Source organism: Carnobacterium jeotgali MS3 (assembly GCF_000745125.1).
GTDB classification, from domain to species: domain Bacteria; phylum Bacillota; class Bacilli; order Lactobacillales; family Carnobacteriaceae; genus Carnobacterium_B; species Carnobacterium_B jeotgali.
Genome location: NZ_JQNF01000010.1, coordinates 637,424 through 663,297 on the forward strand (window position 1 = coordinate 637,424; position 25,874 = coordinate 663,297).

At 38.4% G+C, this 25,874-nt stretch carries 18 protein-coding genes, 1 tRNA gene, 3 rRNA genes and 1 other annotated feature; of the genes, 1 reads left to right on the plus strand and 21 read right to left on the minus strand.

All coding sequences use genetic code 11. From position 1 onward, the window contains the following. Positions 1 to 485: 485 nt before the first annotated feature. The 16 genes from rrf to rsmG all read right to left on the minus strand — a co-directional run bounded on the left by rrf (position 486) and on the right by rsmG (position 19,047). A 5S ribosomal RNA gene (gene rrf, locus BP18_RS10665) occupies positions 486 to 601 on the minus strand. Positions 602 to 692: 91 nt separating this feature from the next. Then, positions 693 to 3,613, minus strand: a 23S ribosomal RNA gene (locus tag BP18_RS10670). 223 nt (positions 3,614 to 3,836) lie between these two features. Beyond that, positions 3,837 to 5,398, minus strand: a 16S ribosomal RNA gene (locus tag BP18_RS10675). The 16S, 23S and 5S rRNA genes sit together here, the layout of an rRNA operon. Positions 5,399 to 5,918: 520 nt before the next feature. Then, entirely contained in the window at positions 5,919 to 6,455 is a 537-nt protein-coding gene (gene msrA, locus BP18_RS10680; protein WP_007724651.1) for a peptide-methionine (S)-S-oxide reductase MsrA, read from the minus strand. 82 nt (positions 6,456 to 6,537) lie between these two features. Further along, positions 6,538 to 7,821, minus strand: a complete 1,284-nt coding sequence (serS, locus tag BP18_RS10685) for a serine--tRNA ligase (protein WP_007724653.1) — start codon at positions 7,819 to 7,821, stop codon at positions 6,538 to 6,540. Positions 7,822 to 7,887: 66 nt separating this feature from the next. Continuing rightward, positions 7,888 to 8,125 (minus strand) — a binding site (T-box leader). A 118-nt stretch (positions 8,126 to 8,243) separates the two neighbouring features. Further along, on the minus strand, positions 8,244 to 9,566 hold the full coding sequence (locus BP18_RS10690) for a serine hydrolase (RefSeq protein WP_007724656.1): 1,323 nt from the start codon (positions 9,564 to 9,566) through the stop codon (positions 8,244 to 8,246). Between the two features lie 164 nt (positions 9,567 to 9,730). Then, on the minus strand, positions 9,731 to 10,867 hold the full coding sequence (locus tag BP18_RS10695; RefSeq protein WP_029277595.1) for a sensor histidine kinase: 1,137 nt from the start codon (positions 10,865 to 10,867) through the stop codon (positions 9,731 to 9,733). Between the two features lie 42 nt (positions 10,868 to 10,909). Next, positions 10,910 to 11,599, minus strand: coding sequence for a response regulator transcription factor (locus BP18_RS10700; RefSeq protein WP_007724659.1), 690 nt, complete (start codon positions 11,597 to 11,599; stop codon positions 10,910 to 10,912). A 132-nt stretch (positions 11,600 to 11,731) separates the two neighbouring features. Next, a complete protein-coding gene (gene guaB, locus BP18_RS10705; protein ID WP_007724666.1) occupies positions 11,732 to 13,213 on the minus strand; it encodes an IMP dehydrogenase in 1,482 nt (493 codons plus the stop codon). Between the two features lie 247 nt (positions 13,214 to 13,460). Beyond that, positions 13,461 to 14,150 (minus strand): DUF1129 domain-containing protein, encoded by a 690-nt coding sequence (locus BP18_RS10710; protein ID WP_007724668.1) that lies wholly within the window; start codon positions 14,148 to 14,150, stop codon positions 13,461 to 13,463. Positions 14,151 to 14,201: 51 nt separating this feature from the next. Beyond that, a complete protein-coding gene (gene ychF, locus BP18_RS10715; RefSeq protein WP_035050619.1) occupies positions 14,202 to 15,302 on the minus strand; it encodes a redox-regulated ATPase YchF in 1,101 nt (366 codons plus the stop codon). A gap of 36 nt (positions 15,303 to 15,338) precedes the next feature. Continuing rightward, positions 15,339 to 15,539 (minus strand): DUF951 domain-containing protein, encoded by a 201-nt coding sequence (locus tag BP18_RS10720; protein WP_007724672.1) that lies wholly within the window; start codon positions 15,537 to 15,539, stop codon positions 15,339 to 15,341. A 21-nt stretch (positions 15,540 to 15,560) separates the two neighbouring features. Continuing rightward, on the minus strand, positions 15,561 to 16,451 hold the full coding sequence (locus tag BP18_RS10725) for a ParB/RepB/Spo0J family partition protein (protein WP_007724674.1): 891 nt from the start codon (positions 16,449 to 16,451) through the stop codon (positions 15,561 to 15,563). Continuing rightward, the gene (locus BP18_RS10730) at positions 16,444 to 17,205 is read right to left on the minus strand and encodes a ParA family protein (RefSeq protein ID WP_007724676.1); all 762 of its coding nucleotides are present in this window, start codon (positions 17,203 to 17,205) and stop codon (positions 16,444 to 16,446) included. Before BP18_RS10730 ends, BP18_RS10725 begins: the two co-directional genes overlap by 8 nt. Before the next feature lie 151 nt (positions 17,206 to 17,356). Further along, positions 17,357 to 18,220: a nucleoid occlusion protein gene (gene noc / locus BP18_RS10735; RefSeq protein WP_007724677.1), complete on the minus strand. Its 864-nt coding sequence runs from the start codon at positions 18,218 to 18,220 to the stop codon at positions 17,357 to 17,359. 110 nt (positions 18,221 to 18,330) lie between these two features. After that, positions 18,331 to 19,047 carry a 16S rRNA (guanine(527)-N(7))-methyltransferase RsmG gene (rsmG, locus tag BP18_RS10740; protein ID WP_007724678.1) on the minus strand — a complete coding sequence of 239 codons (717 nt, stop codon included), beginning with the start codon at positions 19,045 to 19,047 and terminating at the stop codon, positions 18,331 to 18,333. Between the two features lie 518 nt (positions 19,048 to 19,565). Here rsmG and BP18_RS10745 point away from each other — a divergent pair. Further along, positions 19,566 to 20,582 carry a PTS transporter subunit IIC gene (locus BP18_RS10745; protein WP_007725846.1) on the plus strand — a complete coding sequence of 339 codons (1,017 nt, stop codon included), beginning with the start codon at positions 19,566 to 19,568 and terminating at the stop codon, positions 20,580 to 20,582. A 95-nt stretch (positions 20,583 to 20,677) separates the two neighbouring features. On the opposite strand, the gene BP18_RS10750 is transcribed toward BP18_RS10745, so the two are convergent. The 5 genes from BP18_RS10750 to BP18_RS10770 form a co-directional block, all read right to left on the minus strand. Further along, positions 20,678 to 20,750 (minus strand) — tRNA-Val (locus tag BP18_RS10750). A 115-nt stretch (positions 20,751 to 20,865) separates the two neighbouring features. Continuing rightward, a complete protein-coding gene (mnmG, locus tag BP18_RS10755) occupies positions 20,866 to 22,761 on the minus strand; it encodes a tRNA uridine-5-carboxymethylaminomethyl(34) synthesis enzyme MnmG (protein WP_029275985.1) in 1,896 nt (631 codons plus the stop codon). 175 nt (positions 22,762 to 22,936) lie between these two features. After that, positions 22,937 to 24,325: a tRNA uridine-5-carboxymethylaminomethyl(34) synthesis GTPase MnmE gene (gene mnmE / locus BP18_RS10760; RefSeq protein WP_007725849.1), complete on the minus strand. Its 1,389-nt coding sequence runs from the start codon at positions 24,323 to 24,325 to the stop codon at positions 22,937 to 22,939. Between the two features lie 237 nt (positions 24,326 to 24,562). Continuing rightward, entirely contained in the window at positions 24,563 to 25,327 is a 765-nt protein-coding gene (locus BP18_RS10765; protein ID WP_007725850.1) for a DUF3891 family protein, read from the minus strand. Positions 25,328 to 25,428: 101 nt separating this feature from the next. Continuing rightward, positions 25,429 to 25,869, minus strand: a complete 441-nt coding sequence (locus BP18_RS10770; protein WP_007725851.1) for an ASCH domain-containing protein — start codon at positions 25,867 to 25,869, stop codon at positions 25,429 to 25,431. Between the last annotated feature and the right edge of the window lie 5 nt (positions 25,870 to 25,874).

Consider the following 25,874-nt stretch of genomic DNA (forward strand, 5'->3'; position numbering starts at 1 on the left):
CAACAAACAAAATAACTTTTGTAAGGCACTAATCACTGTCTAAAGCCAATCTCTTCGGACTATTATTCCTTAAATCCTAAGCTTTAGCCGCAATGCTAAATAATGCGTATTAAGTTGACGAGACGACATTATTTATACTGACGAAAAAATCATGGGCTTTGATAGGATAACTATTAAGTAATATGATTTATCTGATAGACTTTTTAGTCTTATTAATTGAATTTAGTTGCTACGCAAGATTACTTGTAATCCCTGCAAAGTATTCTATGTGAATGATACTGCATTAACGCTTTAACGATTAGGCTGTGTTTGGAGCTTGAAAGTTCTTAAGACTTTAGGCTTAAGACGGTGCCAGGGCTCTTTCAAGCAAATCGTTCTATTTTATAAGAAATTTTTGAAACATCCACAGTATTTGACGAATAGCCTTTTTAAATTGAATAGACGTCAAAAAAAGACACCATCCGGAGATGATGTCTTTTGTATTTGCGTGGCAACGTCCTACTCTCACAAAGGGAAACCCTTCACTACCATCGGCGCTAAGAAGCTTAACTTCTGTGTTCGGCATGGGAACAGGTGTGACCTTCTTGCCATCATCACCACACAATTTCAATCAAGAGAACGTTGTTCTCTCAAAACTGGATAAGTTAAAAATCATTTTTCGTTCTGAAACCATCTTACACCGTTTAAAAAATTTGGTTAAGTCCTCGACCGATTAGTATTGGTCCGCTCCATCTATCGCTAGACTTCCACTTCCAACCTATCTACCTGATCATCTCTCAGGGGTCTTACTCACTTACGTGATGGGAAATCTCATCTTGAGGGGGGCTTCACGCTTAGATGCTTTCAGCGTTTATCCCGTCCACACATAGCTACCCAGCAATGCCCTTGGCAGAACAACTGGTACACCAGAGGTGTGTCCATCCCGGTCCTCTCGTACTAAGGACAGCTCCTCTCAAATTTCCTACGCCCGCGACGGATAGGGACCGAACTGTCTCACGACGTTCTGAACCCAGCTCGCGTACCGCTTTAATGGGCGAACAGCCCAACCCTTGGGACCGACTACAGCCCCAGGATGCGATGAGCCGACATCGAGGTGCCAAACCTCCCCGTCGATGTGGACTCTTGGGGGAGATAAGCCTGTTATCCCCAGGGTAGCTTTTATCCGTTGAGCGATGGCCCTTCCATGCGGAACCACCGGATCACTAAGCCCGACTTTCGTCCCTGCTCGACTTGTAGGTCTCGCAGTCAAGCTCCCTTATGCCTTTACACTCTGCGAATGATTTCCAACCATTCTGAGGGAACCTTTGGGCGCCTCCGTTACACTTTAGGAGGCGACCGCCCCAGTCAAACTGCCCGTCAGACACTGTCTCCCAGCCCGATAAGGGCTGTGGGTTAGAGTGGTCATACAGCAAGGGTAGTATCCCACCAACGCCTCCACCAAGACTGGCGTCCTGGCTTCATTGGCTCCTACCTATCCTGTACAAGCTGTACAAACACTCAATATCAAACTGCAGTAAAGCTCCATGGGGTCTTTCCGTCCTGTCGCGGGTAACCTGCATCTTCACAGGTACTATAATTTCACCGAGTCTCTCGTTGAGACAGTGCCCAGATCGTTACGCCTTTCGTGCGGGTCGGAACTTACCCGACAAGGAATTTCGCTACCTTAGGACCGTTATAGTTACGGCCGCCGTTTACTGGGGCTTCAATTCTGAGCTTCGCCCGAGAGCTAACCCATCCTCTTAACCTTCCAGCACCGGGCAGGCGTCAGCCCCTATACGTCATCTTACGATTTTGCAGAGACCTGTGTTTTTGATAAACAGTCGCCTGGGCCTATTCACTGCGGCTGACCAATTGGTCAGCACCCCTTCTCCCGAAGTTACGGGGTCATTTTGCCGAGTTCCTTAACGAGAGTTCTCTCGCACACCTTAGGATTCTCTCCTCGACTACCTGTGTCGGTTTGCGGTACGGGCAGTTTGTTTCTAACTAGAAGCTTTTCTTGACAGTGTGACATCGGGAACTTCGGTACTTAATTTCCCTCCCCATCACAACTTGTTCTTAAAGAAGCAAGCATTTGACTCACTTCAAAACTTGTTGCTTGGACGCGCATATCCAACAGCGCGTATTCCTTAGCCTACTGTGTCCCTCCATTGTTCAAACAAAACAAACTGGTACAGGAATCTCAACCTGTTGTCCATCGTCTACGCCATTCGGCCTCGACTTAGGTCCCGACTAACCCTGGGAGGACGAGCCTTCCCCAGGAAACCTTAGTCATTCGGTGGACGGGATTCTCACCCGTCTTTCGCTACTCATACCGGCATTCTCACTTCTAAGCGCTCCACTAGTCCTCACGATCTAGCTTCAACGCCCTTAGAACGCTCTCCTACCATAGAACCAATGGTTCTATCCACAGCTTCGGTGTTATGTTTAGCCCCGGTAAATTTTCGGCGCAGGGTCACTCGACTAGTGAGCTATTACGCACTCTTTAAATGATGGCTGCTTCTGAGCCAACATCCTAGTTGTCTAAGCAACTCCACATCCTTTTCCACTTAACATAAACTTTGGGACCTTAGCTGGTGGTCTGGGCTGTTTCCCTTTCGACTACGGATCTTATCACTCGCAGTCTGACTCCCGGATATAAATCAATGGCATTCGGAGTTTATCTGAATTCGGTAACCCGAGAAGGGCCCCTAGTCCAAACAGTTGCTCTACCTCCATGATTCTAATTCCGAGGCTAGCCCTAAAGCTATTTCGGAGAGAACCAGCTATCTCCAAGTTCGATTGGAATTTCTCCGCTACCCACACCTCATCCCCGCATTTTTCAACATACGTGGGTTCGGTCCTCCAGTGCGTATTACCGCACCTTCAACCTGGACATGGGTAGATCACTTGGTTTCGGGTCTACGACCACATACTCATTCGCCCTATTCAGACTCGCTTTCGCTGCGGCTCCGTCTCATCAACTTAACCTCGCATGGGATCGTAACTCGCCGGTTCATTCTACAAAAGGCACGCTATCACCCATTAACGGGCTTTAACTATTTGTAGGCACACGGTTTCAGGGGCTATTTCACTCCTCTTCCGAGGTTCTTTTCACCTTTCCCTCACGGTACTGGTTCACTATCGGTCACTAGGGAGTATTTAGCCTTGGGAGATGGTCCTCCCGGATTCCGACGGAATTTCTCGTGTTCCGCCGTACTCAGGATACTGATCAGAGTGAATTTGGTTTCGGATACAGGGCTTTTACCTTCTTCGGCAGACCTTTCCAGGTCGCTTCTCCTACCAAAATCATTTATGACTCTATGTGTTCAGTCCTACAACCCCAGAAAGCAAGCTTTCTGGTTTGGGCTATTCCCGTTTCGCTCGCCGCTACTCAGGGAATCGATTTTTCTTTCTCTTCCTGCAGGTACTTAGATGTTTCAGTTCTCTGCGTCTACCTCTACTGACCTATGTATTCAGTCAGCAGTAACATCCTATAAAAGATGCTGGGTTCCCCCATTCGGAAATCTTTGGATCAAAGCTCACTTACAGCTCCCCAAAGCATATCGGCGTTAGTCCCGTCCTTCATCGGCTCCTAGTGCCAAGGCATTCACCGTGCGCCCTTATTAACTTAACCTATGGTTAATCGTTAATTTTCAATACTCATCTTGCGATGAGAACCTTAAAAAACTTACATTTAAAAATTTCGGTGTGTTTCTGGTTTCTTACTTGAATTACAATTTTTAACTTTATCCAGTTTTCAAAGAACAAGGTAGTGCATTTAAAAGATTGAGAAGATTAGACCTCTCAAAACTAAACAAAGTAAGTACGAATGTGTGGGTTTCCGTTATATTCCTTAGAAAGGAGGTGATCCAGCCGCACCTTCCGATACGGCTACCTTGTTACGACTTCACCCCAATTATCTGTCCCACCTTAGGCGGCTGGCTCCCAAAAGGGTTACCTCACCGACTTCGGGTGTTACAAACTCTCGTGGTGTGACGGGCGGTGTGTACAAGACCCGGGAACGTATTCACCGCGGCGTGCTGATCCGCGATTACTAGCGATTCCGGCTTCATGCAGGCGAGTTGCAGCCTGCAATCCGAACTGAGAATGGCTTTAAGAGATTAGCTTGGCCTCGCGACCTTGCGACTCGTTGTACCATCCATTGTAGCACGTGTGTAGCCCAGGTCATAAGGGGCATGATGATTTGACGTCATCCCCACCTTCCTCCGGTTTATCACCGGCAGTCTCACTAGAGTGCCCAACTGAATGCTGGCAACTAATAATAGGGGTTGCGCTCGTTGCGGGACTTAACCCAACATCTCACGACACGAGCTGACGACAACCATGCACCACCTGTCACTTTGTCCCCGAAGGGAAAGTCCTATCTCTAGGATTGTCAAAGGATGTCAAGACCTGGTAAGGTTCTTCGCGTTGCTTCGAATTAAACCACATGCTCCACCGCTTGTGCGGGTCCCCGTCAATTCCTTTGAGTTTCAACCTTGCGGTCGTACTCCCCAGGCGGAGTGCTTAATGCGTTAGCTGCAGCACTGAAGGGCGGAAACCCTCCAACACTTAGCACTCATCGTTTACGGCGTGGACTACCAGGGTATCTAATCCTGTTTGCTCCCCACGCTTTCGAGCCTCAGCGTCAGTTACAGACCAGAGAGTCGCCTTCGCCACTGGTGTTCCTCCACATATCTACGCATTTCACCGCTACACGTGGAATTCCACTCTCCTCTTCTGCACTCAAGTTCTCCAGTTTCCAATGACCCTCCCCGGTTGAGCCGGGGGCTTTCACATCAGACTTAAAGAACCGCCTGCGCTCGCTTTACGCCCAATAAATCCGGACAACGCTTGCCACCTACGTATTACCGCGGCTGCTGGCACGTAGTTAGCCGTGGCTTTCTGGTTAGATACCGTCAGGGGATGAGCAGTTACTCTCATCCTTGTTCTTCTCTAACAACAGAGTTTTACGATCCGAAAACCTTCTTCACTCACGCGGCATTGCTCCGTCAGACTTTCGTCCATTGCGGAAGATTCCCTACTGCTGCCTCCCGTAGGAGTCTGGGCCGTGTCTCAGTCCCAGTGTGGCCGATCACCCTCTCAGGTCGGCTACGTATCATCGCCTTGGTGAGCCATTACCTCACCAACTAGCTAATACGCCGCGGGTCCATCCATAAGCGGTAGCCGAAGCCACCTTTCTTCCATTCGTCAGGAGACGATTAGAAATATGCGGTATTAGCATCCGTTTCCGAATGTTATCCCCCTCTTATGGGCAGGTTACCCACGTGTTACTCACCCGTCCGCCACTCCTTAACTTCGATGGGTGCAAGCACCCGGTGAAATTAAAGCGTTCGACTTGCATGTATTAGGCATGCCGCCAGCGTTCGTCCTGAGCCAGGATCAAACTCTCATATAAAATGATGCTTGAAGCTCATTATTGAATTGCTAGCGAATAATTATTCACTATTTTGTTACTGTTGACTCAGCACTGCTGAGTCACCCTCACATTTGGTTCGTCTTACTTTGTTTAGTTTTCAAAGGTCTAAAGTTGATTGTTTCGTTTTGACAACTTACTAATAATACCACGTTCGATATCGTCTGTCAACAACTTTTTTAATTTTTGTTTCTCGCTTTACCGGTTTGTTTCAACCTGTCTCAGCGACGTATATAAATATAACAAGGTTTTAGCGTTTCGTCAATCTTTTTCGGTAAATAAAATAAATAAATTTTCAAACCTGAACATTATTTTGAAAAAGCATTCGGAAATACATTATTTTACAAAAAACGCGAACTATTTTTCTTTAATTTTCCATTTGGTTAGATAAGCATATACAGTATAGTGTTTTTTTTATGAATATATTATAAGTCTTTTTAGCAAAAAAAAAGAGGTTTTTTATTAGTATCAATAAAAAACCTCTCTTTATTCTTATTAAGGACTACTTAGCAGTCCAATTTGAATCAATAAAGCTCGCTCTTCCAGATCCTTGTCTGTATCTTGAATAGTGAGTAGCATTCTTTTTATAAAAACCTTGATGGTAATCTTCTGCTGGATAAAAAGGTTCTGCTGGCTGAATTTCAGTTACAATGGGTTGTTTAAAACGACCACTATTTTGTAACGCTTCTTTAGATGCTTCTGCTATTTGTCTTTGTTCTTCATTATGATAAAAAATAACTGGACGATAAGAAGATCCTCTATCTGCGAATTGTCCGCCAGCATCTGTCGGATCTGTTTGTTGCCAATAAATTTCTACTAAGTCTTTATAACTAAACTGATCAGGATCAAAAGTAATTTGAACAGCTTCTGTATGACCTGTTGTTTCGCTACACACTTCTTCATAAGTTGGATTAATAGTGTGACCACCTGTATAACCCGAAATAACTGCTTCAATACCCGTTTGTGTTTCAAAAGGTTTTACCATGCACCAGAAACATCCACCGGCAAATGTTGCTTTTTCGTTTTTATGTTCACTCATTATTGGTTCCCCCTTATATTCCTACTGAACAAAGTATAGCACTCTACTTTACGGGTTTACATTATTTTGATTGGTTTGCTTGTTAATTTGCTTTGCGAATTTCAGTTGTTCCACCCATATATGGAATTAATACTTCTGGAATTTTAACTGAGCCGTCTGCTTGTTGATAGTTTTCTAAGATAGCTGCTATCGTTCTTCCGACAGCTAATCCAGAGCCATTTAGCGTATGGACATATTCTAATTTACCTGTTTCTTCATTACGGTAACGGATTTTTGCTCGTCTAGCTTGGAAAGCTTCAGTATTTGAACAAGAGCTGATTTCACGATATGTTTCTTGAGCAGGAATCCACACTTCTAAATCATACGTTTTAGCAGCTGAGAAGCCCATATCTCCCGTACATAGCGCTAAAACGCGATAAGGCAAATTAAGTTTTTGCAAAACTGCCTCAGCATTATTTGTCATTTTTTCTAATTCATCATAAGATGTTTCTGGCTTACTGAATTTAACCATTTCTACTTTATTGAACTGATGCAAACGAATCAATCCACGAGTATCTCTTCCTGCACTACCAGCTTCTGATCTAAAAGATGGGCTTAATGCAGTAAAATATACTGGAAGTTGCTCTTCTTTTAAAATTTCATTACGGTAATAGTTTGTTAAAGGAACTTCTGCTGTTGGAATCAACGTTAAATCTGTTCCTTCAATTTGGAAGACATCCTCTTTAAATTTAGGAAATTGTCCTGTACCAAACATTGAATCACTGTTAACTAAATACGGCGTCATCATTTCTGTATACCCGTGTTCTTCTGTATGCAAATCTAGCATGAAGTTGTATACAGCTCTTTCTAGTCTAGCACCTAGTCCCTTATAGTAAACAAAACGACTTCCAGAAACTTTAGCTCCTCGTTCAAAATCTAAGATATTTAATTCTTCTGCAACTTCCCAATGCGCTTTTGATTCAAAATCTACTTTTAGCGGTGTTCCCCATTTGCGAATCTCAACATTTGCTTCTTCATCTGCTCCAACTGGAACAGATTCGTGTGGCAAGTTTGGTAGCCCTGTAGCAATATTTTCTATTTTTTCATCAATTACTGCCAATTGTTCATCTAACTCTTTTATTTTTTCTCCAACTTCACGCATTTCTTTAATTTTATCATCTGCATTTGCTTTACTACGTTTTAACGTTGCAATAGCGCCGGATACTTCATTACGGTAACTCTTTAATTCTTCAGTTGTTACTATTAAAGAACGTCTTTCTTTGTCTAATGTAACAAACTCCTCTAATAACTCACTTTTGACTCCTCGTATTTCTAATTTTTTCGCTGTAACATCAAAATCCGTTCTTAATTGTTTAATATCTAGCATCTCATTCTTCCTTTCTTATGGTTATTCCTATTAAATTGTACAAAAAAAGCCATTTCATCCCCTTATTTATGGGACGAAATGGCCTCAACGTTCGCGGTACCACCCAAATTTAGAAGACTGCCTATGAATCCTCTACACTTTACAATCAGATAACGGTCTGGATCCGAAACAATTTTATCAACAAAATTGAGTTCATTGTTTACTTCACGCGATGGATTCAAAAGATTAAACCGTCAATTTTCACCAACCATTGACTCTCTTTGTGTATTTAATACCTTTTACTATTTCGCATTACTAACGTTCGTGTTCATTCAATTGCTTACATTTTACCTTAATCTCTTCCCTTAAGTCAACAAAAAAAGGCTGGAATCTTTCCCCAGCCCTTTGCTATAAAATTAGTAGAAATTTAAGATGAACACATTTTAAAATAAGTTGCTTATAAAATCTTTCATCCAACGTCCTGCTAAAATAAATACATTCGCTTTTTCAACAGTTGAAGCTGCTACAACGGTAACTTCTTCGCCTTTATCGCCATTAACATACCCTAGATCATCGCCTTCACTAATCACTTGGACGGTACCTACTTCAGTACCTTTTTTAATTGGCGCTGTTAAATGGCCTGATTCATTTAACAAATCTTTTTGCAATTGAACAGTTGTCTCAGTATTTGCACTATCCGTATTCGTCGGAACAAGAAGAGAAACGTCAGATTGAATTGCTAGTTTTACAGTATCTTTTTTACCTTTATCAACTTTAGCAGGATCAACATTGTCTAAAGTTTGTCCTTCTTTAAAAACTTGAACCTTGCTCCAGTTTTCAAAAGCCCAATCCATCATTTTATCTGTCTCAACAAAACGTTTACCTAAATCTTTTTGTCCATTCGTTGCATTCATGACAATAGTAATAATTCTCATGCCTTCTTGTTCAGCTGTTCCTGTCATTGAAGCTCCAGCAAAATCAGTCGTACCTGTTTTCAGCCCATCAACGTTTTCACGTTCATGATCTAAACCTGGTAACATCCAGTTGAAGTTTGTCATTTCAATAGCATCTGATGTGCCTTCTCTAAAAGTTTTTTTGCTGATACTAGAAGTTTTTAATACATCTGGGAAATCAGTTATTAAATGTTGTGCGATAATTGCCATTCCTCTTGCAGTCATTGAGTTTTCGCTGTTTTCCGTGCTGCCGGGATAGATATTGCCATTTAAATCAAAATTAGACAAACCTGTTGTATTATAAATTTCATAGTTAGTAATGCCCCATGATTCAACTTTTTCATGCATCATATCGACAAATGCTTTTTCATCACCAGCAATATGTTCAGCAAGTGCAATAGTTGCTCCATTTGCTGAATAAATAGCCATTGCTTGGTAAAGTTCTTCTACTGAATAAGTATCGTCAATGCGTAAAGGAACATTTGATAATTCATAATTTTGGCTGATTTCATGAGCATATTCACTAATCTCTATTTGATCATCCCATGCTAAATCGCCATTTTTAATCGTTTCTAGCAGGATATATTCCGTAATCATTTTGGTCATTGAAGCAATACCTAATTTTTCGTCGCCATTTTGATTCAGTAAAACTTTTCCAGTCGTTGGTTCAATAATAAAAGCTGCTGCTGCTTCTACTTTAGGTTGTTCAATTGTTGCTGCTGATACAGTTGTATCCATGCTAATCAAAGGAGAAAAAGTTCCTAATAATAGCATTGTGACAAATACTGTACTAATTTTCTTGAATTTTTTCATATTTTTTATGTCTCCTCAATTCGTTTGATTTTCAGTTTAATTATTGTTTAATTATTATGCAGTAAATTACTGCGCACTTTTTCTATGTTAGCGAAATAGAACAAAAAAAACAACCCTCTTTTGGTTAAATATAATATAAGACGGTTGTTTTATAACTATTTTATTTAAAGTTCTTTTTCAGCTAACTGTTTTAACGGCAGATGCATCACAAAACGCGTTAATTCTGTATCAGAAGAAGCGTAAATATATCCGCCGTGGAGAGCGACGATACTTTGGGCAATAGCTAATCCCAAACCTGTTCCTCCTGTTTCTTGCGATCTTGATTCTTCTACACGGTAAAAGCGATCGAATAATTGGTTCAATGATTCTTGTGGAATCGGTAATCCGTCGTTATTAACGGATATAATGGCTTCTTTTCCAACTTTTTGGACTTCTATAAAGATTTTCTTTCCATCTTTTCCATATTTTAGCGCATTTGAAATCAAGTTATTAAATACACGAACCAATTTTTCAGTATCAGCTTCCATTTGGATAGACTCATAAGAAGTAACCACTTCAATTTCCATATGCCGTTTTTCGGCTTCTAATTCAAAATCAGCTACTAGTTGCTCTAATAATTGCACCATATCAAATTCAGATAAATTTAAAGGCGTAGTTGTTTGTCGTACTTTTGTATACTCAAATAAATCTTCTACTAAGACCTTCATTTGCTTCGCTTTCGTATATGCAGTATGAGTGTATTTCAATAATTCTTCTTCGCTTTTGTAACGTCTTTCTTCAATCAATCCTAGATAACCGATAATAGAGGTTAACGGAGTTCGGATATCGTGACTTACATTTGTAATCAACTCATCTTTAGATTGCTCTATCCGACGTTCTTCTTCCATTGCCTGAACTGTACTATCTACCAATACATGGATGCTTTCGACTACTTTTTCCATATCACCACCAAAATCTGTTGTAATGCGGTGTTCATAATGGCCTTCCGCAATATAATGCAACTCACTAATAATATGATTTAGTTGCATTTGCTTGTAGCGTCTTTTCAAGCGCCAATGAATGGTTGCTACTGCAACCACAGTTAAAAAAATAATAAAAAAAGGTGTCAGCGAAATAATTTGGTTGCCACGAACACTAATAATAGCATCGCCAATAAACCAAAATCCTTTAATAAGCTCAGGAGAGTCAATCAGCATGCGATTAAAAATAACAAAAGCTGCATAGTACAAAATCAAAATTAGTCCAATAGTAATAAATCCTTCAATGATCAACTTACTTTTTTCTTTTCTTGTCAGTTTCAACTAATCTAGTCAACTCCTAATAATAAATGTTTTTGGCAGATTCTACCGATCTCCAATTTTATATCCTACTCCCCAAACTGTTTGAATTACTTTTTCTCCACCCGTAGCTTCTTCAATCTTGTCTCTTAAATGACTAACGTGAACCATCACTGTTTTAGCTGAAACAAGACTTTCTTGTTGCCATACACGTTCAAATATTTCATCCGCACTAAAAACACGATTGGGGTTACTAGCTAATAAGTACAAAATACCGAATTCTAAAGCTGTCAGCTGGATAAATTCGCCATTAATGGTTCGAACTTCATGCGATTCTTTTTCAATCAATAATGGTCCAACCTCTAATTTGTTTAGTTCTTGCAAGTTAGTTGCGTAATTGCTTCTACGTAGTAAAGACTTGATTCTAGCCATCACTTCTAAAGGATTAAAGGGTTTTGCAACATAATCGTCCGCACCTGTTACTAAGCCTTTAATTTTATCAATATCTGTCGTTTTAGCACTAAGCATCAAAATTGGTAGTTGTAACTCTTTACGAACTTCTTTTACCACTTGAATTCCATCCATATTAGGCATCATCACATCTAACACCATTAAATCGATGTTCTTAATTGTTTTTATTTTTGTTAAAGCTTCTTTTCCGTTATAGGCTTTTTCTACTTCATATCCTTCATTTTGGATATAAATACTCAATAGTTCTACAATCTCTTTATCGTCATCGACTACTAAAATTTTCATATGATTTCCCTCATTTTAGACGTATTTTTTCCGATTTTATTCATCATATCAGAAAATACTAAAGAATTTGTTAAAAAGAAGCTCGATACTGTTCGATATGAACGGTATTGAGCTTCTTTTTCTGATTTTATTTTATTGGACAGAATAATTTGGTGCTTCATTTGTAATTTGCACATCGTGTGGGTGAGATTCACGTAAACCGGCTCCACTCATTTGAATGAATTGTGTTTCTTCACGCAATTGTTCTAAATTGCCTGCTCCAACATATCCCATTCCTGAACGTAATCCACCAAGCATTTGAAAGACGATATCAGAGAGTGCTCCTTTATAAGCAACACGGCCTTCAATACCTTCTGGAACTAGTTTGTTGGCTTCGTTTACTCCACCTTGGAAATAACGATCGCTTGATCCTTTTTCCATAGCAGCCAAACTTCCCATTCCACGATATGTTTTGAAACGACGACCTTGGAAAATTTCAAATTCTCCAGGAGATTCATCTGTTCCAGCTAGCATACTTCCTAGCATAACAGCGTGTCCTCCAGCAGCCAACGCTTTTACAATATCTCCTGAATACTTGATTCCACCATCAGCAATAATTGCACGGCCGTACTCACGAGCAACTGCTGCTGCATCATAAATAGCTGTGATTTGAGGTACACCAACACCAGCAACTACACGTGTTGTACAAATCGATCCAGGACCGATTCCCACTTTCACTACATCCACACCAGCATCATACAATGCTCGAGTTGCTTCGCCTGTTGCGACATTTCCGGCGATTAAAGTAGCTTCAGGAAACTCTTCACGAATTTCTTTAATCTTACGGATAACTCCTGCACTATGACCATGAGCGGTATCAATAACGATGGCATCCGCACCAGAATCAATTAGCGCATGAGCACGTTCAAATGTATCACTCGTTACACCAACTGCTGCTGCAACCAATAAACGTCCATGAGAATCTTTTGCAGCATTTGGGAATTCAAGAATTTTTTCAATGTCTTTAATTGTGATCAATCCGCTTAAGCGTCCATCTTGATCAACGATGGGTAATTTTTCAATTTTATGTTGTTGTAAAATATGTTCTGCTTCTTTCAAAGATGTTCCTGAAGGAGCGGTAACTAAATTTTCTTTTGTCATTACTTCATTGATTTGAATAGAGTAGTCTGCTACAAAGCGCAAATCGCGATTCGTTAAAATTCCAACTAAAATGCGTTCTTCCATAGTATTTACAATGGGCACACCACTAATACGATAGCGACTCATCAATCGTTCTGCTTCTGAAACTGAATGACTAGGGGTTAAAAAGAACGGATCAAGAATAACGCCACTTTCAGAACGTTTTACTTTTCTCACTTCATCAGCTTGTTGTTGTATGGTCATATTTTTATGAATAACACCTAGACCACCCTGACGAGCCATTGCGATTGCCATTCTTGAGTCTGTTACGGTATCCATACTAGCACTCATTATCGGAACATTTAATTTAATATTTTTAGCTAGTTGAACACTTAAATCCACTTCATTTGGCAAAACATGGCTTTCAGCAGGCACTAACAATACATCATCAAAAGTAAATCCTTTTTTCGCAAATTTCGTTTCCCAATTAGACATTACAACCATCCGCTCCCTTTTTTTGATTAATCGCAATCAATCGATTTGTTCAATAATTTTATCTACAAAACTAACAGAGATACTGTGGATAGTCAATAGCAGAAGCTTAAATTGACCATTAAACTTCTTTTTTACCTTAGCCACCCTCATTTAAAGCGCTCTATCATGAAGAATAAATGAGAAAAAAATCTGTTCAACCAAAATAACTTTAGGTGAACAGATCTTTCATTTTTTGCTTGATTATTTTTTAAAATAATCCGCCGCGAATATTTAATTTTCGTTTAGCAAAGTATTTTGCAACAAAGGCTAAAACACCTACCACTATATTGCCGATAGCATTTATTGGTACATTAACCGCAGATGGAATGACCATCATCGAACCTGTCATAACCACCATCAAAGATAACATTCCTATCGTTGAAACGAGAATATAGCGGAACATTCCACCTTTTTTCGGGTTTTTTCTGTCCGGCATGTTTTTTGATATCCAAAGAATCACTAATCCTCCTACAATAAAGTTCAATAGAGTCGTTATTATTCCAAGAGCAGATGCCGTTTCTTCTACATTACTAAATAAACCAGAAAGTCCTGTTATCAAAGAGAACAATCCACCAATCATCAAACCGCCATCTAAAGCAATTTTCCAATTTTCAGAAGGACCTGTTTGAACTTTTTCAGGCTGATCGATTAATTGATTCGCACATTCAGTGACTGTACCATATAACTGACGAGCTGTTTCTCCAGTTTTTTGGCGTTCAACTAATTTTTTAAGCATCTCATTAAAGATATCCTCTTTTTTAGTTTCAGACATGTTTTTTTCAATTAATGTTTTATTCAAGCTCAGCATATATTGTTCATTTTTTTTAGTTAATTTTTGAAACAATACGCTGTTTTCTTCTTTTTTTATTTGTGTTGAACTTACTTGTGTTTCTTCCACGGATCAATTGCCCCTTTCTAGGCCTTACTAAACTGTTTTAATCAATTTTATTTATACATTAAATCTGAATAAAAGGATGTCTCCATCTTTAACAACGTACTCTTTTCCTTCAGAACGCATACGTCCAGCTTCTTTTGCAGCTTGTTCGCTCTCATATTTATCAAAGTCTTCATAAGAAATTGTTTCTGCACGAATAAATCCTCGTTCAAAATCACTATGGATAATTCCGGCTGTTTGAGGAGCCTTCATGCCTTGTCTAAAGGTCCATGCACGAACTTCTTGAACACCAGCTGTGAAATAAGTGCCCAATCCTAAAAGATTGTATGCGGAACGAATTAATTTATCTAAACCAGATTCTTCGATACCTAATTCTTCTAAAAATAATTCTTTTTCTTCATCTTCAAGTTCTGCGATTTCTTCTTCAATTCGCGCACAAATAACATTTACTTCTGCATTTTCTGCTGCTGCGAATCGGCGTACTTGATTAACAAGTTCATCATTTTCAGTATCTGCTACTTGATCTTCAGAAACATTTGCAACATACAAAACTGGTTTTGTTGTTAATAAGAATAAGCTTTTAACAACTTTTTCTTCATCTTCAGTAAATTCGATTGAACGTGCTGATTTGCCTTCTTCTAGAACCGGTTTAATCTTATCTAAAACAGCTAATTCAGCAACAGCTTCTTTATCTTTTGTTCGTGCAACTTTTGCTACCCGCGTATAGCGTTTTTCAACTGACTCTAAATCAGCCAAAACCAATTCCAAATTGATTGTTTCGATATCTGAGATTGGGTCAACTTTTCCTTCCACGTGAATAATATTGTCATCTTCAAAACAACGCACTACATGACAAATTGCGTCTACTTGACGAATATTAGCCAAGAACTTGTTTCCAAGACCCTCACCTTTACTTGCTCCTTTTACGATTCCAGCAATATCTGTAAATTCAAAAGTAGTTGGCACAGTTTTCTTTGGGGAAACTAGCTCTGTTAAACGTGTTAAACGGTAATCAGGAACTTCTACGACTCCCACGTTTGGATCAATTGTTGCAAAAGGGTAATTGGCAGCTTCTGCTCCTGCTTTTGTAATGGCGTTAAATAAAGTTGATTTTCCTACGTTTGGTAAACCTACGATTCCGGCTGTTAATGGCATTTTTAAATTCACTCTTTCTTGTTTAATAGTTTCGTTTTAGTCGTTCTTTTCCGCTGTTTCTAAAACTTTTTTCATTTTCTTTTCAAAATCTCTTCTTGGCATCATGACCATATGGTCGCATTGCGTACACTTGATTCGTATATCCATACCCATTCTAATGATTTGCCAACGGTTTGCCCCACAAGGATGAGGTTTTTTCATTTCAACAATATCATTCAAATCGTAATTTTTTTCCATCGTCAATCTCCCTATAAGCGTTTATTCATCATCAAATTGAATGTTCAGAATGTCTAAAATGCGCGTTAAGTCATCTGTAGAAAGGTACTCAATTTCAATTTTCCCTTTTTGATTCTTTTCATTGATAGACACACTTGTACCAAATTTATCCATCAGTCGTTCTTCACTCTCACGAATATAATAAGGCTTTTTATCATTTTTTGTTGGTTGTTCTGCTTCATCTTTAGGCTGGTTCATTTTATTGACTAATTGTTCTAATTGGCGAACGGTCAAATGATCTCGAACCACTCGTTTAGCTAATTTCGTGATTTGTTTTTTTTCTTTTAATCCCAACAACGTTCTTGCTTGCCCCATTGAAATATCTTCTTTTTGAAGCATTTCCTTAACGGCATCCGGTAATCCCAACAAACGCAAATAATTGGCGATGTACGGTCGGCTTTTTCCTAAACGTGTAGCGACTTCTTCTTGCGTCAGCTTTAGTTTTTTCATCATCATTTCATAAGCTTCTGCTTCTTCAAGAGAGGTTAAATCTTCCCTTTGCAGATTTTCTAAAACAGCGACTTCCATCATTTTTTCTTCATCAAATTCACGAATAATAGCAGGTATCGTTTCTTTTTCGGCTATTTTGGACGCTCTAAAACGGCGTTCTCCAGCTATAATTTCATAGCCTTTAACTTTTGACTCACGAAGAATAATTGGTTGAAAAACACCTGATATTCTAATGGATTCTGCCAATTCATTTAAGGCCGTCTCATCAAACGTTTTTCTCGGTTGATAAGGATTGGGTCTAATATCCGTTAATGGTATTTGTTGAACTTGTTCATTCGCAGCATCAATGTTAGACAATTCAGCATAGTCTCCAAAAAGAGCATCGATTCCTCTTCCTAACCCTTTGCTATTTTTGTTAGCCATTTGCCAGCACTTCCTTTGCTAATTCAAGATAAACCTCTGCTCCTCTAGAACGTGCATCGTAATCAATAATAGATAATCCATGACTTGGTGCTTCAGACAATCGAATATTCCGTGGAATGATGGTCTTATAAACTCTTTCACGGAAGTATTTTTTTACTTCATCAACGACTTCATAGCCTAAATTTGTTCGTGCATCTAACATTGTAAGTAAGACACCTTCAATTTTCAATTCAGGATTAAAGTGTTTTTGAACCAAGCGTACAGTATTCAATAATTGGCTCAATCCTTCTAAAGCGTAATACTCACATTGAACTGGAATTAAAATAGAGTCACTCGCAGTAAAAGCATTGATTGTTAAATGACCTAATGATGGCGGGCAGTCAATCAAAATATAATCATAGTCATCTCTTACTTTTTCTAGAGCTTGTTTTAGCCTAGACTCTCTAGCCATTTGCGACGTTAATTCGATTTCTGCACCTGCTAATTGGATAGTTGCTGGAACGACCCACAAGTTTTCTCTTGAAGAAGGCAACACAACTTCCGTAACAAGGGTTTCGTTGACTAAAATATCGTAAATATCTTTTTCAACATCTGACTTTCGTACGCCTAAACCACTTGTTGCATTTCCTTGTGCATCAATATCAACCAATAAAATTTTCTTTCCAAAATAAGCTAAACAAGCACCTAAGTTGACTGTCGTAGTTGTCTTTCCAACTCCGCCTTTTTGATTTGCGACTGATATAATTCGTGCCATCCTTTTTCCTCCATCTGTCTTTAGTATCCTGTACTAATTTTCTTGACGTTTTTTTACCGACGCCACACAAAAATAGGAGAAAAACTACACTATGCGTATTTTTTCTCCTACGCATTTGTTCAAAATGAATGTTTCATTTATCGCTCTTTATTTATTTATCTTTCTTAATTTCTATTGTAATGCGGTAAACGTCTTCTAACTCTTCTTCTTTTGCTTCTAAGGTCATCCCGGTTTCTTTAATTAGATCAATTGATTTATGAATCGTATTTAAAGCTAATCGAAAATCTTTAGATATTCTTTTTATTCGTTTTTTTGGCTGATCAGAAGCTTTATCTTTCTCAACTTGTTTTAGCTTTACTAAGCGTTCTGTTTCTTTAACCGTTAATTTCTTTTCACGTATCAGCGTTAATAACTCATTTTGTTCTTCAGCAGATAACGCTAATAGACTACGACCATGTCTTTCTGTAACTTCCCTATTCAACAACGCTTGTTTTATAGGCTCTGCTAATTTTAACAACCGTAATTTGTTGGCTATAAAAGATTGGCTTTTTCCAATACGTTGCGCTAATGCTTCTTGCGTCAACTCATTTAAAGCCATTAAACCTTGATAAGCTTCGGCTTCCTCAATAGCTGTCAATTCTTCTCTTTGTAAATTTTCAATTAATGCCACAGAAGCTGTTTCATTATCGGTCATCTCTTGAACGATGGCTGGTACTTCTTGCCATTCTAAAAGCTGCATAGCACGAAAGCGACGTTCTCCCGCAATAATCTCATATTTATCTTCTTCATATTTTCTGAGAATAATAGGTTGAATCAATCCATGGATATGGATCGTACGGGCTAACTCATCTAATTTTTCTTCGTTAAATACTTTTCTTGGTTGAAAACGATTTGGAACAATCTGTTGGACTGCAATTTGTTGCACCTGCTTTGGGCTTTTTAATTCCGTTAACAGAAGCTCCTCTTCATTTTTCTTTTTAGATTTTCCTGAACCAAATAAATCAGACAGCGCCATTCTTTTTCTCTCCCTCAGTCCTTTATGTTCTTTGACTATATTATATCAAAAAAGGTTCTCATTGAGTAGTTGAATCCGAATAGAAACAATCTGATAAGTGCCGGTTTCTACTATAATGGATTCTTATTTGGTGTTCCCGGTTTTCTTGGAAATTTCTTTGGTGTTTCTTTCTTTTTATCAATCAAAACAATATGACGTTCTCCAGCTTCGTGTGGGAGCTCAAAAACAAACTCTTCACGAAATTTACCACCAAGTGTAGCAATCGCTTTTTTACCCTCATCCATTTCTTCTTGGGTATTGCTTGCTTTTAAAGCAATAAAAAGTCCATCTTTTTTAACCAATGGTAAACATAATTCTGCTAAAACACTCATACGAGCAACAGCTCTAGCTGTTACAAAATCAAATGATTCGCGGAATTGTTTGTTTTGTCCAAAAGTTTCAGCTCGGTCATGGTAGAAATGAACACCGTCTAACTCTAACGTTTTAGCTAATAATGTTAAAAATTGAATTCTCTTATTTAATGAATCTACTATAGTTACTTCTAATTGTGGAAAAATAATTTTTAGGGGGATGCTTGGAAACCCAGCACCTGCACCTACATCACATAGGCTTTGGACCCCGTTATTAAAATTCACATATAAACCCGCAGTAATCGAATCATAAAAGTGTTTTAAATAGACTTCTTCTTTCTCGGTGATTGCAGTTAAATTGATTTTTTCATTCCACTCTTGTAATAGTTTAAGGTATTGATCAAATTGTTTCATTTGCTTCTCAGTAACCGTTATTCCCTTGTCCTCAAGGGCATTTTTAAACTCTTCTGGATTCATTAACTCAACTCCTTTTTACTATCGTGAAACACTTCTTTGTTTCACAAATCCGTCTTTTTTAACTGTATAACAAATCCACTAGAAGTGCAATGCTTTGAGGCATTTTTTACACTATCTAAAAAGATTGTATTTACTAAAAACTATTTTTAAAATGAGATTTAATTAAGAAAGATTAAAAAATAATGATAAAAAAGGTTGACAACCTCGTATCATCTTGTTAGAATATTGGAAATAGTCAGACAACAATTAGTGAAAAGGAGATGTTCAATATGAAAACAACAACTGAAGCTGTTAATTCACGTTCTCAATTGAACGTATCTTTAGTCATTATTAACTTATTAATTTAGCCTAGGATTCGAACTATTCATTTAGTTGAGTCCTCGTTTGCGTACTTGGGCTCAATCATCGTATAGATGAGGCAAGCCTTTATACAAAGGCTTGCCTCTTTTTATTTGAAAAATCTTACGCTATAAAAAGTGTTGCATCACTATTACACAAAAATACGGAGGCGATTAAAAATGAAAACTTATCTAACAGATCGTATGTACAAAGCATCATCAGGAATCGCGAATGCTATTTTTGTAACAATCGGAGTTGGGCTATTATTAGAAACAATTGGAAATATGACCGGTCTTAGTATCTTAGTTATTATTGGAACAGCTGTAAAAATGCTGATGGCTCCTGCTATTGGAGCTGGTATCGCAGTTATGTTAGGTGGAAATACGTTGACCATTTTTAGTGCGATGGCTGCTGGAGCAATCGGCGCCGGTGCTATTCAAACAACAGCAGACGGAATGATCACTATTGCAACTGGTGAACCGATTGGCTGTTTGATTGCCGCTACAATCGCCACTTTTGTTGGAAAACGTGTTTCAGGTAAAACACCATTAGATATGATGGCTATCCCTATTGCAGCAATTTTAGCCGGTGGCTTAGCTGGCTATTACTTAAATCTCGTTATTGCTCCATTTTTGAGTACGGTGAGTGCTGTTATTTCTGCCTCAGTTGCTGGTTCGCCTGTTATTGGCGCAGCAGTTATCTCAGTTGTTGGGGGACTGGTGTTAATGTCTCCTGCTTCTTCGGCCGCTATTGCAATCGCATTGAATCTAGATCCTGTTTCAAGTGCTGCTATGCTAGTAGGAACAACGAGTATGTATATCGCATTTTCATTTGTCTCTATTCGTCAAAATAATCTTGGTGGATTTTTAGCCCAATTTGTTTGCACACCTAAAGTTCAACTGCCAAATATCGTTAAAAATCCTCGGATTTTAATTGGACCAACTGTTGCTGCTGCAATTGCTGCACCCATTTCAACTGTTGCTCTTGGTTTTACAGCTCCCAGTGCTTTGGGCGGACTAGGTTTTTGTTCATTAATTTCTCCACTAAATATTTTCGTCTCTCAAGGAGCAGGATCATTTGCTGTTTATATCGTTACTGCTTGTTTAGTACCTATTGCTATTACTGTAGTCGTTAATAAACTATTAGAAAAAGCTAGTTGGTTGCGTAAAGGAGATATGGCTTTAGTAGTAGAGTAATCTGATGGACTACTAAATTCGCATCTTAAATAATCAACTCAATGACAAGTAAAAAGAGAGAAAAATCCTTTACGGATTTTTCTCTCTTTTTTTGATGGTCCCTACTGGGCTCGAACCAGCGACCCCTACCTTGTCGAGGTAGTGCTCTCCCAACTGAGCTAAGAAACCTTTATTTATTGGTGCGTCTACTGTTAGTATAAGCTACTATCGTTATTAAAGTAAAGCAGTTTTTAGCGTTAAAAAAAAGAGTTGAGGAATCCTCAACTCTTTTTTTACTTTTATATTATACGTGAACTTTAGCAATCTTACCTTGTTCTACATAAACCATCAAAATTGAAATATCAGCTGGGTTAACACCACTGATACGGCTAGCCTGAGCAATGGTTTCAGGTTGAATTTTAATCAACTTTTCCTTTGCTTCAGTAGCGATACCATTAATAGAAGCATAATCAATATTTTCAGGTATGCGTTTATTTTCCATCCGTTTTAACTTATCCACTTTTTGAGCAGCTTTAGCAATGTATCCTTCGTATTTCACTTGAATTTCTACCTGCTCTTCAACAGCCAATGGAAGTTCATAGTCACGAGGTACAAATGCTAAAAGATCTTGATAAGAAACTTCTGGACGACGCAAGAAGTCCTTCGCTAGAATACCATCTTTTAGCGGTGCTTGATTATTTTCAATCAAATAAGATTGGATTTCAGTAGTCGGTTTCAAACGAATTGAACCTAAACGTTCTATTTCTCCTTCAAATTGAGCTTTTTTCGCTACAAAGGTATCATAACGTTCTTTGGTTACCAATCCGATTTCATGACCAATTTCAGTTAATCTAAAATCAGCATTATCATGGCGTAATAATAAACGGTATTCTGCACGAGATGTCAACAAACGGTACGGTTCATTTGTACCTTTTGTTACCAAATCATCAATCATAACGCCAATATAGCCTTCACTACGTTTCATCACGAAAGGTTCTTTTCCTTGGACTTTAAGGGCTGCATTGATACCAGCCATAATTCCTTGTCCTGCTGCTTCTTCATAGCCAGAAGTTCCGTTCATTTGACCAGCAGTAAATAAATTTTCTACTATTTTAGTTTCTAAGGATGGGCGCAATTGATGAGGGGTAACCACATCGTATTCAATTGCATAACCTGTTCGCATCATTTCTGCGTTTTCTAATCCTTCAATTGAATGGATGATATCTTGTTGAACATCTTCTGGAAGAGATGTCGACAATCCTTGCACATAAACTTCTTCCGTATTGCGTCCTTCAGGTTCTAAAAACAATTGATGTCTTGGTTTGTCACTAAAACGAACCACTTTATCTTCGATTGATGGGCAGTAACGAGCACCTACACCTTCAACAATTCCTGTAAACATTGGTGCGCGATGCAAGTTGTCTTGAATTTTTTGATGAGTAGCTTCATTTGTATAAGTTAACCAACATGATAATTGGTCTTTTAAATACGCACTGTTTGGCGTTTCATAACTAAAGTGGTTTGGTTTTTCATCCCCAGGTTGTTCTTCTGTCACGCTGTAGTCAATTGTTGAGGACTTAACTCTAGGTGGAGTACCAGTTTTAAAACGATTTAATTCAAATCCGTTTTCTAATAAACTTTCAGATAGTTTAATCGACGGTTGTGAATTATTTGGACCAGAAGAATATTTCAATTCACCGATAATGATTTGGCCACGTGAAGATGTACCTGCTGTTAAAATAACAGCTTTAGAACGATAAATTGCACCAGTATTCGTGATAATTCCTTTGCATATACCGTCTTCGATAATCAGTTCGTCAGCGATTCCTTGTCTTAAAACTAGGTTTTCAGTTTCTTCAATTGTTTTTTTCATTTCGTTTGCATACATAAATTTATCCGATTGTGCGCGTAGAGCTCGAACTGCTGGTCCCTTTCCGGTATTCAGCATTCTCATTTGGATATAAGTTTTGTCGATATTACGACCCATTTCACCGCCAAGAGCATCAATTTCTCGAACGACAACTCCTTTAGCCGGTCCTCCAATTGATGGATTACAAGGCATAAAAGCAACCATATCTAGGTTGATGGTGATCAAAAGCGTTTGGCTTCCCATTCGCGCTGCTGCTAATGCGGCTTCTGATCCAGCATGTCCTGCACCCACCACGATTACGTCAAAATTTCCAGCTTCATAATGATTCATTTAAACAGTCCCTTCTTTTCTGTATTTAGTTTTTCTATATAAATAGCAATTTTTTTATTAGTTGTACTGTATGTCTAAATAGGAAGTTTTGCATCCTTCTAGTTGAGCTGCGTTCGACAGGCTCTCGAAAAAAACGTAATTCTGTCAAGTTTAAGCGGTATGCTACAAATCCTATCTATTTTCCTAGGCAGAATTGGCTGAATAGTTGGGTCAACAGTTCATCTTGGACACTGTCTCCTGTAATTTCACCTAATAGATCCCAACAACGTGTCATATCTATTTGAATCAAATCAACTGGCATGCCCATTTCTACTCCGCTGATTACTTCATCTAATGCTTCTTCGGCATCGTTCAATAATGCAATATGACGTACATTAGATACATAAGTAGCATCTCGTTCGCCTGTTTGACCAGTGAAAAAAAGATTTGCTATGTTTTTTTCTAAAACGTCAATTCCAGACTTAGACAAAATAGATGTTTTCACAATACTTTCTGGCTCTACGAGTGTTTCCAGTTCAGCTAAATCTAATTTATTTGGTAGATCCATTTTGTTTAAAATCACAATGCGACGGTGTTGATTGGTTGCTTCAATTAAAGCTTTATCTTCTATTGTTAAAGGTTCACTTTGATTAAATACTAACAAAACTAAATCAGCATCACTTAACGCTTGGCGGCTTCGTTCTACGCCAATACGTTCAATAATATCTTCTGTTTCGCGAATACCTGCCGTATCGATCAATTTTAGTGGCACTCCTCTGACGCTGATGTATTCTTCAATAACATCTCGTGTAGTACCAGCAATATCTGTAACGATAGCTTTCTCTTCATCTAATAGGTAATTCAGCAAGCTCGATTTCCCAACATTTGGGCGGCCAATGATTGCTGTTGCGAGTCCTTCTCTTAAAATCTTCCCTTGACTAGCAGTTGCTAGCAATTGCTGAATCGAAGCTTTAACTAACTTAGCCTTTTCAATTAACAATTTTGATGTCATTTCTTCGACATCATCGTATTCAGGGTAATCAATATTTACTTCAACTTGAGCTAATGTATCTAGTATATCCATACGCAAGTTACGAATTAAATGAGATAAATTTCCATCTAATTGTTTTAATGCCACATGCATAGCTCTATCTGTTTTAGCACGTATCAAATCCATTACGGCTTCTGCTTGAGATAAATCAATTCGCCCATTCAAGAAAGCCCGTTTTGTAAATTCACCGGGTTCAGCTAAGCGAGCGCCATTTTGTAAAACACATTGCAAGACTTGATTGACCGAAGTAATACCACCATGACAATTGATTTCAACGACATCTTCTCTAGTGAACGTTTTGGGCTCACGCATAACAGATACCATCACTTCATCAATTGTTTCATTTGTTTTAGGATTTTCAATATGGCCATAGTGAATAGTATGACTCTTTTGTTCAGCCAGTGCTTTTGAACCAGATCTATAGACGCGATCTGCAATCTCAATCGCTTGGTCTCCGCTCAATCTTACGATTCCTATTGCACCTTCACCTGGAGGCGTCGAAATAGCCGCAATGGTTTCAAATTCTAATGTCACTCTCGCTCACTCCTTCTATTTTTTTGCACGAAAAAAGTGCCCACTCCACCCTTAAGCTGTTTGCAAAAGGAATGGAAAGCACTTTGACTACTTTTATCATTCAGATAAGATTATTTAATTTTTAGTGGTTTCATTCATAATTTTGTTGTTCCGTTAAGACTATACAAGTTCTCTAACTATTTGTCAACAACATCAGCTGATTTTATTTTATAAAAATTCAGCGCAGTTGACTCACCATTATTTTGCTTTAATACTGATACTTATTTCTTCATATTCAGCTTCGTTGTAACTATCTAGGAGTCCTTTTTCTTGAATAGCTTTTTTTGAAACAACTTTTTGGATTAGTTTACTGTTGATTGTTTTTTCAAAAGGAAAGACATCCAATGCAATTGTATGCTCATCAATCCAGCTTGGCATCATAGTTGTTTCTGTTAATCCAAGTTTTGTCGATAGCGAAAGGCCTTTTTTGAAGAATGGGTGACTGGTTTCTTCTGTAGCACCAGGTTCATTCACACAAGCGAATACAGATAAGGTATCTCCAAGTGCCAACAAGGCATAGTGAAATTCAAATAGTTGTTCATTAAATTCGTCCAAATCAGCAATGATCCGTTTTTTTCTTACCTCTTCTTGTTTGAGAAAATCCTGTGATTCTATTGATGTGTCTTTTAAAAAGAACTGAATGTAATGTCTACTACAAAGCAACGCTGCATAAGTATCAACTTTTTCAACTTCATCAATCCCATACGTATAGAAAATAGTTTTTGGAGCTTTAGGAAAATCAAAAAGAGAGAACGGAACTTGCTTTTTATCATTCCAAAAAGGGCTTTTATCTAGCTTCTCCCAACCATAATCGTGCATGCGAACAGCATACTCAACTGACTTTCTTAACTGCTCCCCTTGGAATAAAGTAGTTTTCCATTGAGCTATAACATCTCCTGCAAACTCTGCATGATTTTTTTGTTCAATCATGACAAACTCAGCTTCACGTTCTCTAATAATCATACCAACACATCCTCTCAACTTGATTCAATTAGTCAACTTCGAATATTTGTTTTATTGACGACCATTTCCTTTTTAGTATACCACTAATTTCATCGTTAGTTTTATTTATAAATAACTTCAAATTCTTCACAAACTACCGGGATGTGTTCATGAAAAGTTAAGCCTTTTTTTGTGTAAGATTGGTTAAAAAAATCTTTGTGAACGGCTCTCCAGTAGTGCAATGACCGATCTCCTTCCCCTTCTTTATAAGCATGTTCATTAGATACCTCTATAAAAGGAATAACCGTCACTTTAATTGTTTTTGTGATGCATACCGCTTCTTCATTCGCATCTAGAATAATGTTTAATTCGCCTTCTTCGGGTAGAGCTTCATTTTCCAAGGCATACTCTTCAAAAGCAGAAGCTGTAGCTGTTTTAATATTTTCAATCGTTAACCGTGCTAATTCATCTGGTTCGACTCCATAGCTCCAAGCTTGATATGTTTTATTTTGATATTCTGGATGGGCTGAAATAAATTCGCGCCACATTTGTTGTTCCTTCATGATTT

Coding starts and splice junctions, on each gene's coding strand:
- msrA (WP_007724651.1), bottom strand. CDS start 6,455: ATGAGTGAACATAAAAACGAAAAAGCAACATTTGCCGGTGGATGTTTC.
- serS (WP_007724653.1), bottom strand. CDS start 7,821: ATGCTAGATATTAAACAATTAAGAACGGATTTTGATGTTACAGCGAAA.
- BP18_RS10690 (WP_007724656.1), bottom strand. CDS start 9,566: ATGAAAAAATTCAAGAAAATTAGTACAGTATTTGTCACAATGCTATTA.
- BP18_RS10700 (WP_007724659.1), bottom strand. CDS start 11,599: ATGAAAATTTTAGTAGTCGATGACGATAAAGAGATTGTAGAACTATTG.
- guaB (WP_007724666.1), bottom strand. CDS start 13,213: ATGTCTAATTGGGAAACGAAATTTGCGAAAAAAGGATTTACTTTTGAT.
- ychF (WP_035050619.1), bottom strand. CDS start 15,302: ATGCCATTAACAGCCGGAATCGTAGGTTTACCAAACGTAGGAAAATCA.
- BP18_RS10720 (WP_007724672.1), bottom strand. CDS start 15,539: ATGGAAAAAAATTACGATTTGAATGATATTGTTGAAATGAAAAAACCT.
- BP18_RS10725 (WP_007724674.1), bottom strand. CDS start 16,451: ATGGCTAACAAAAATAGCAAAGGGTTAGGAAGAGGAATCGATGCTCTT.
- BP18_RS10730 (WP_007724676.1), bottom strand. CDS start 17,205: ATGGCACGAATTATATCAGTCGCAAATCAAAAAGGCGGAGTTGGAAAG.
- noc (WP_007724677.1), bottom strand. CDS start 18,220: ATGGCGCTGTCTGATTTATTTGGTTCAGGAAAATCTAAAAAGAAAAAT.
- rsmG (WP_007724678.1), bottom strand. CDS start 19,047: ATGAATCCAGAAGAGTTTAAAAATGCCCTTGAGGACAAGGGAATAACG.
- BP18_RS10745 (WP_007725846.1), top strand. CDS start 19,566: ATGAAAACTTATCTAACAGATCGTATGTACAAAGCATCATCAGGAATC.
- mnmG (WP_029275985.1), bottom strand. CDS start 22,761: ATGAATCATTATGAAGCTGGAAATTTTGACGTAATCGTGGTGGGTGCA.
- BP18_RS10765 (WP_007725850.1), bottom strand. CDS start 25,327: ATGATTATTAGAGAACGTGAAGCTGAGTTTGTCATGATTGAACAAAAA.
- BP18_RS10770 (WP_007725851.1), bottom strand. CDS start 25,869: ATGAAGGAACAACAAATGTGGCGCGAATTTATTTCAGCCCATCCAGAA.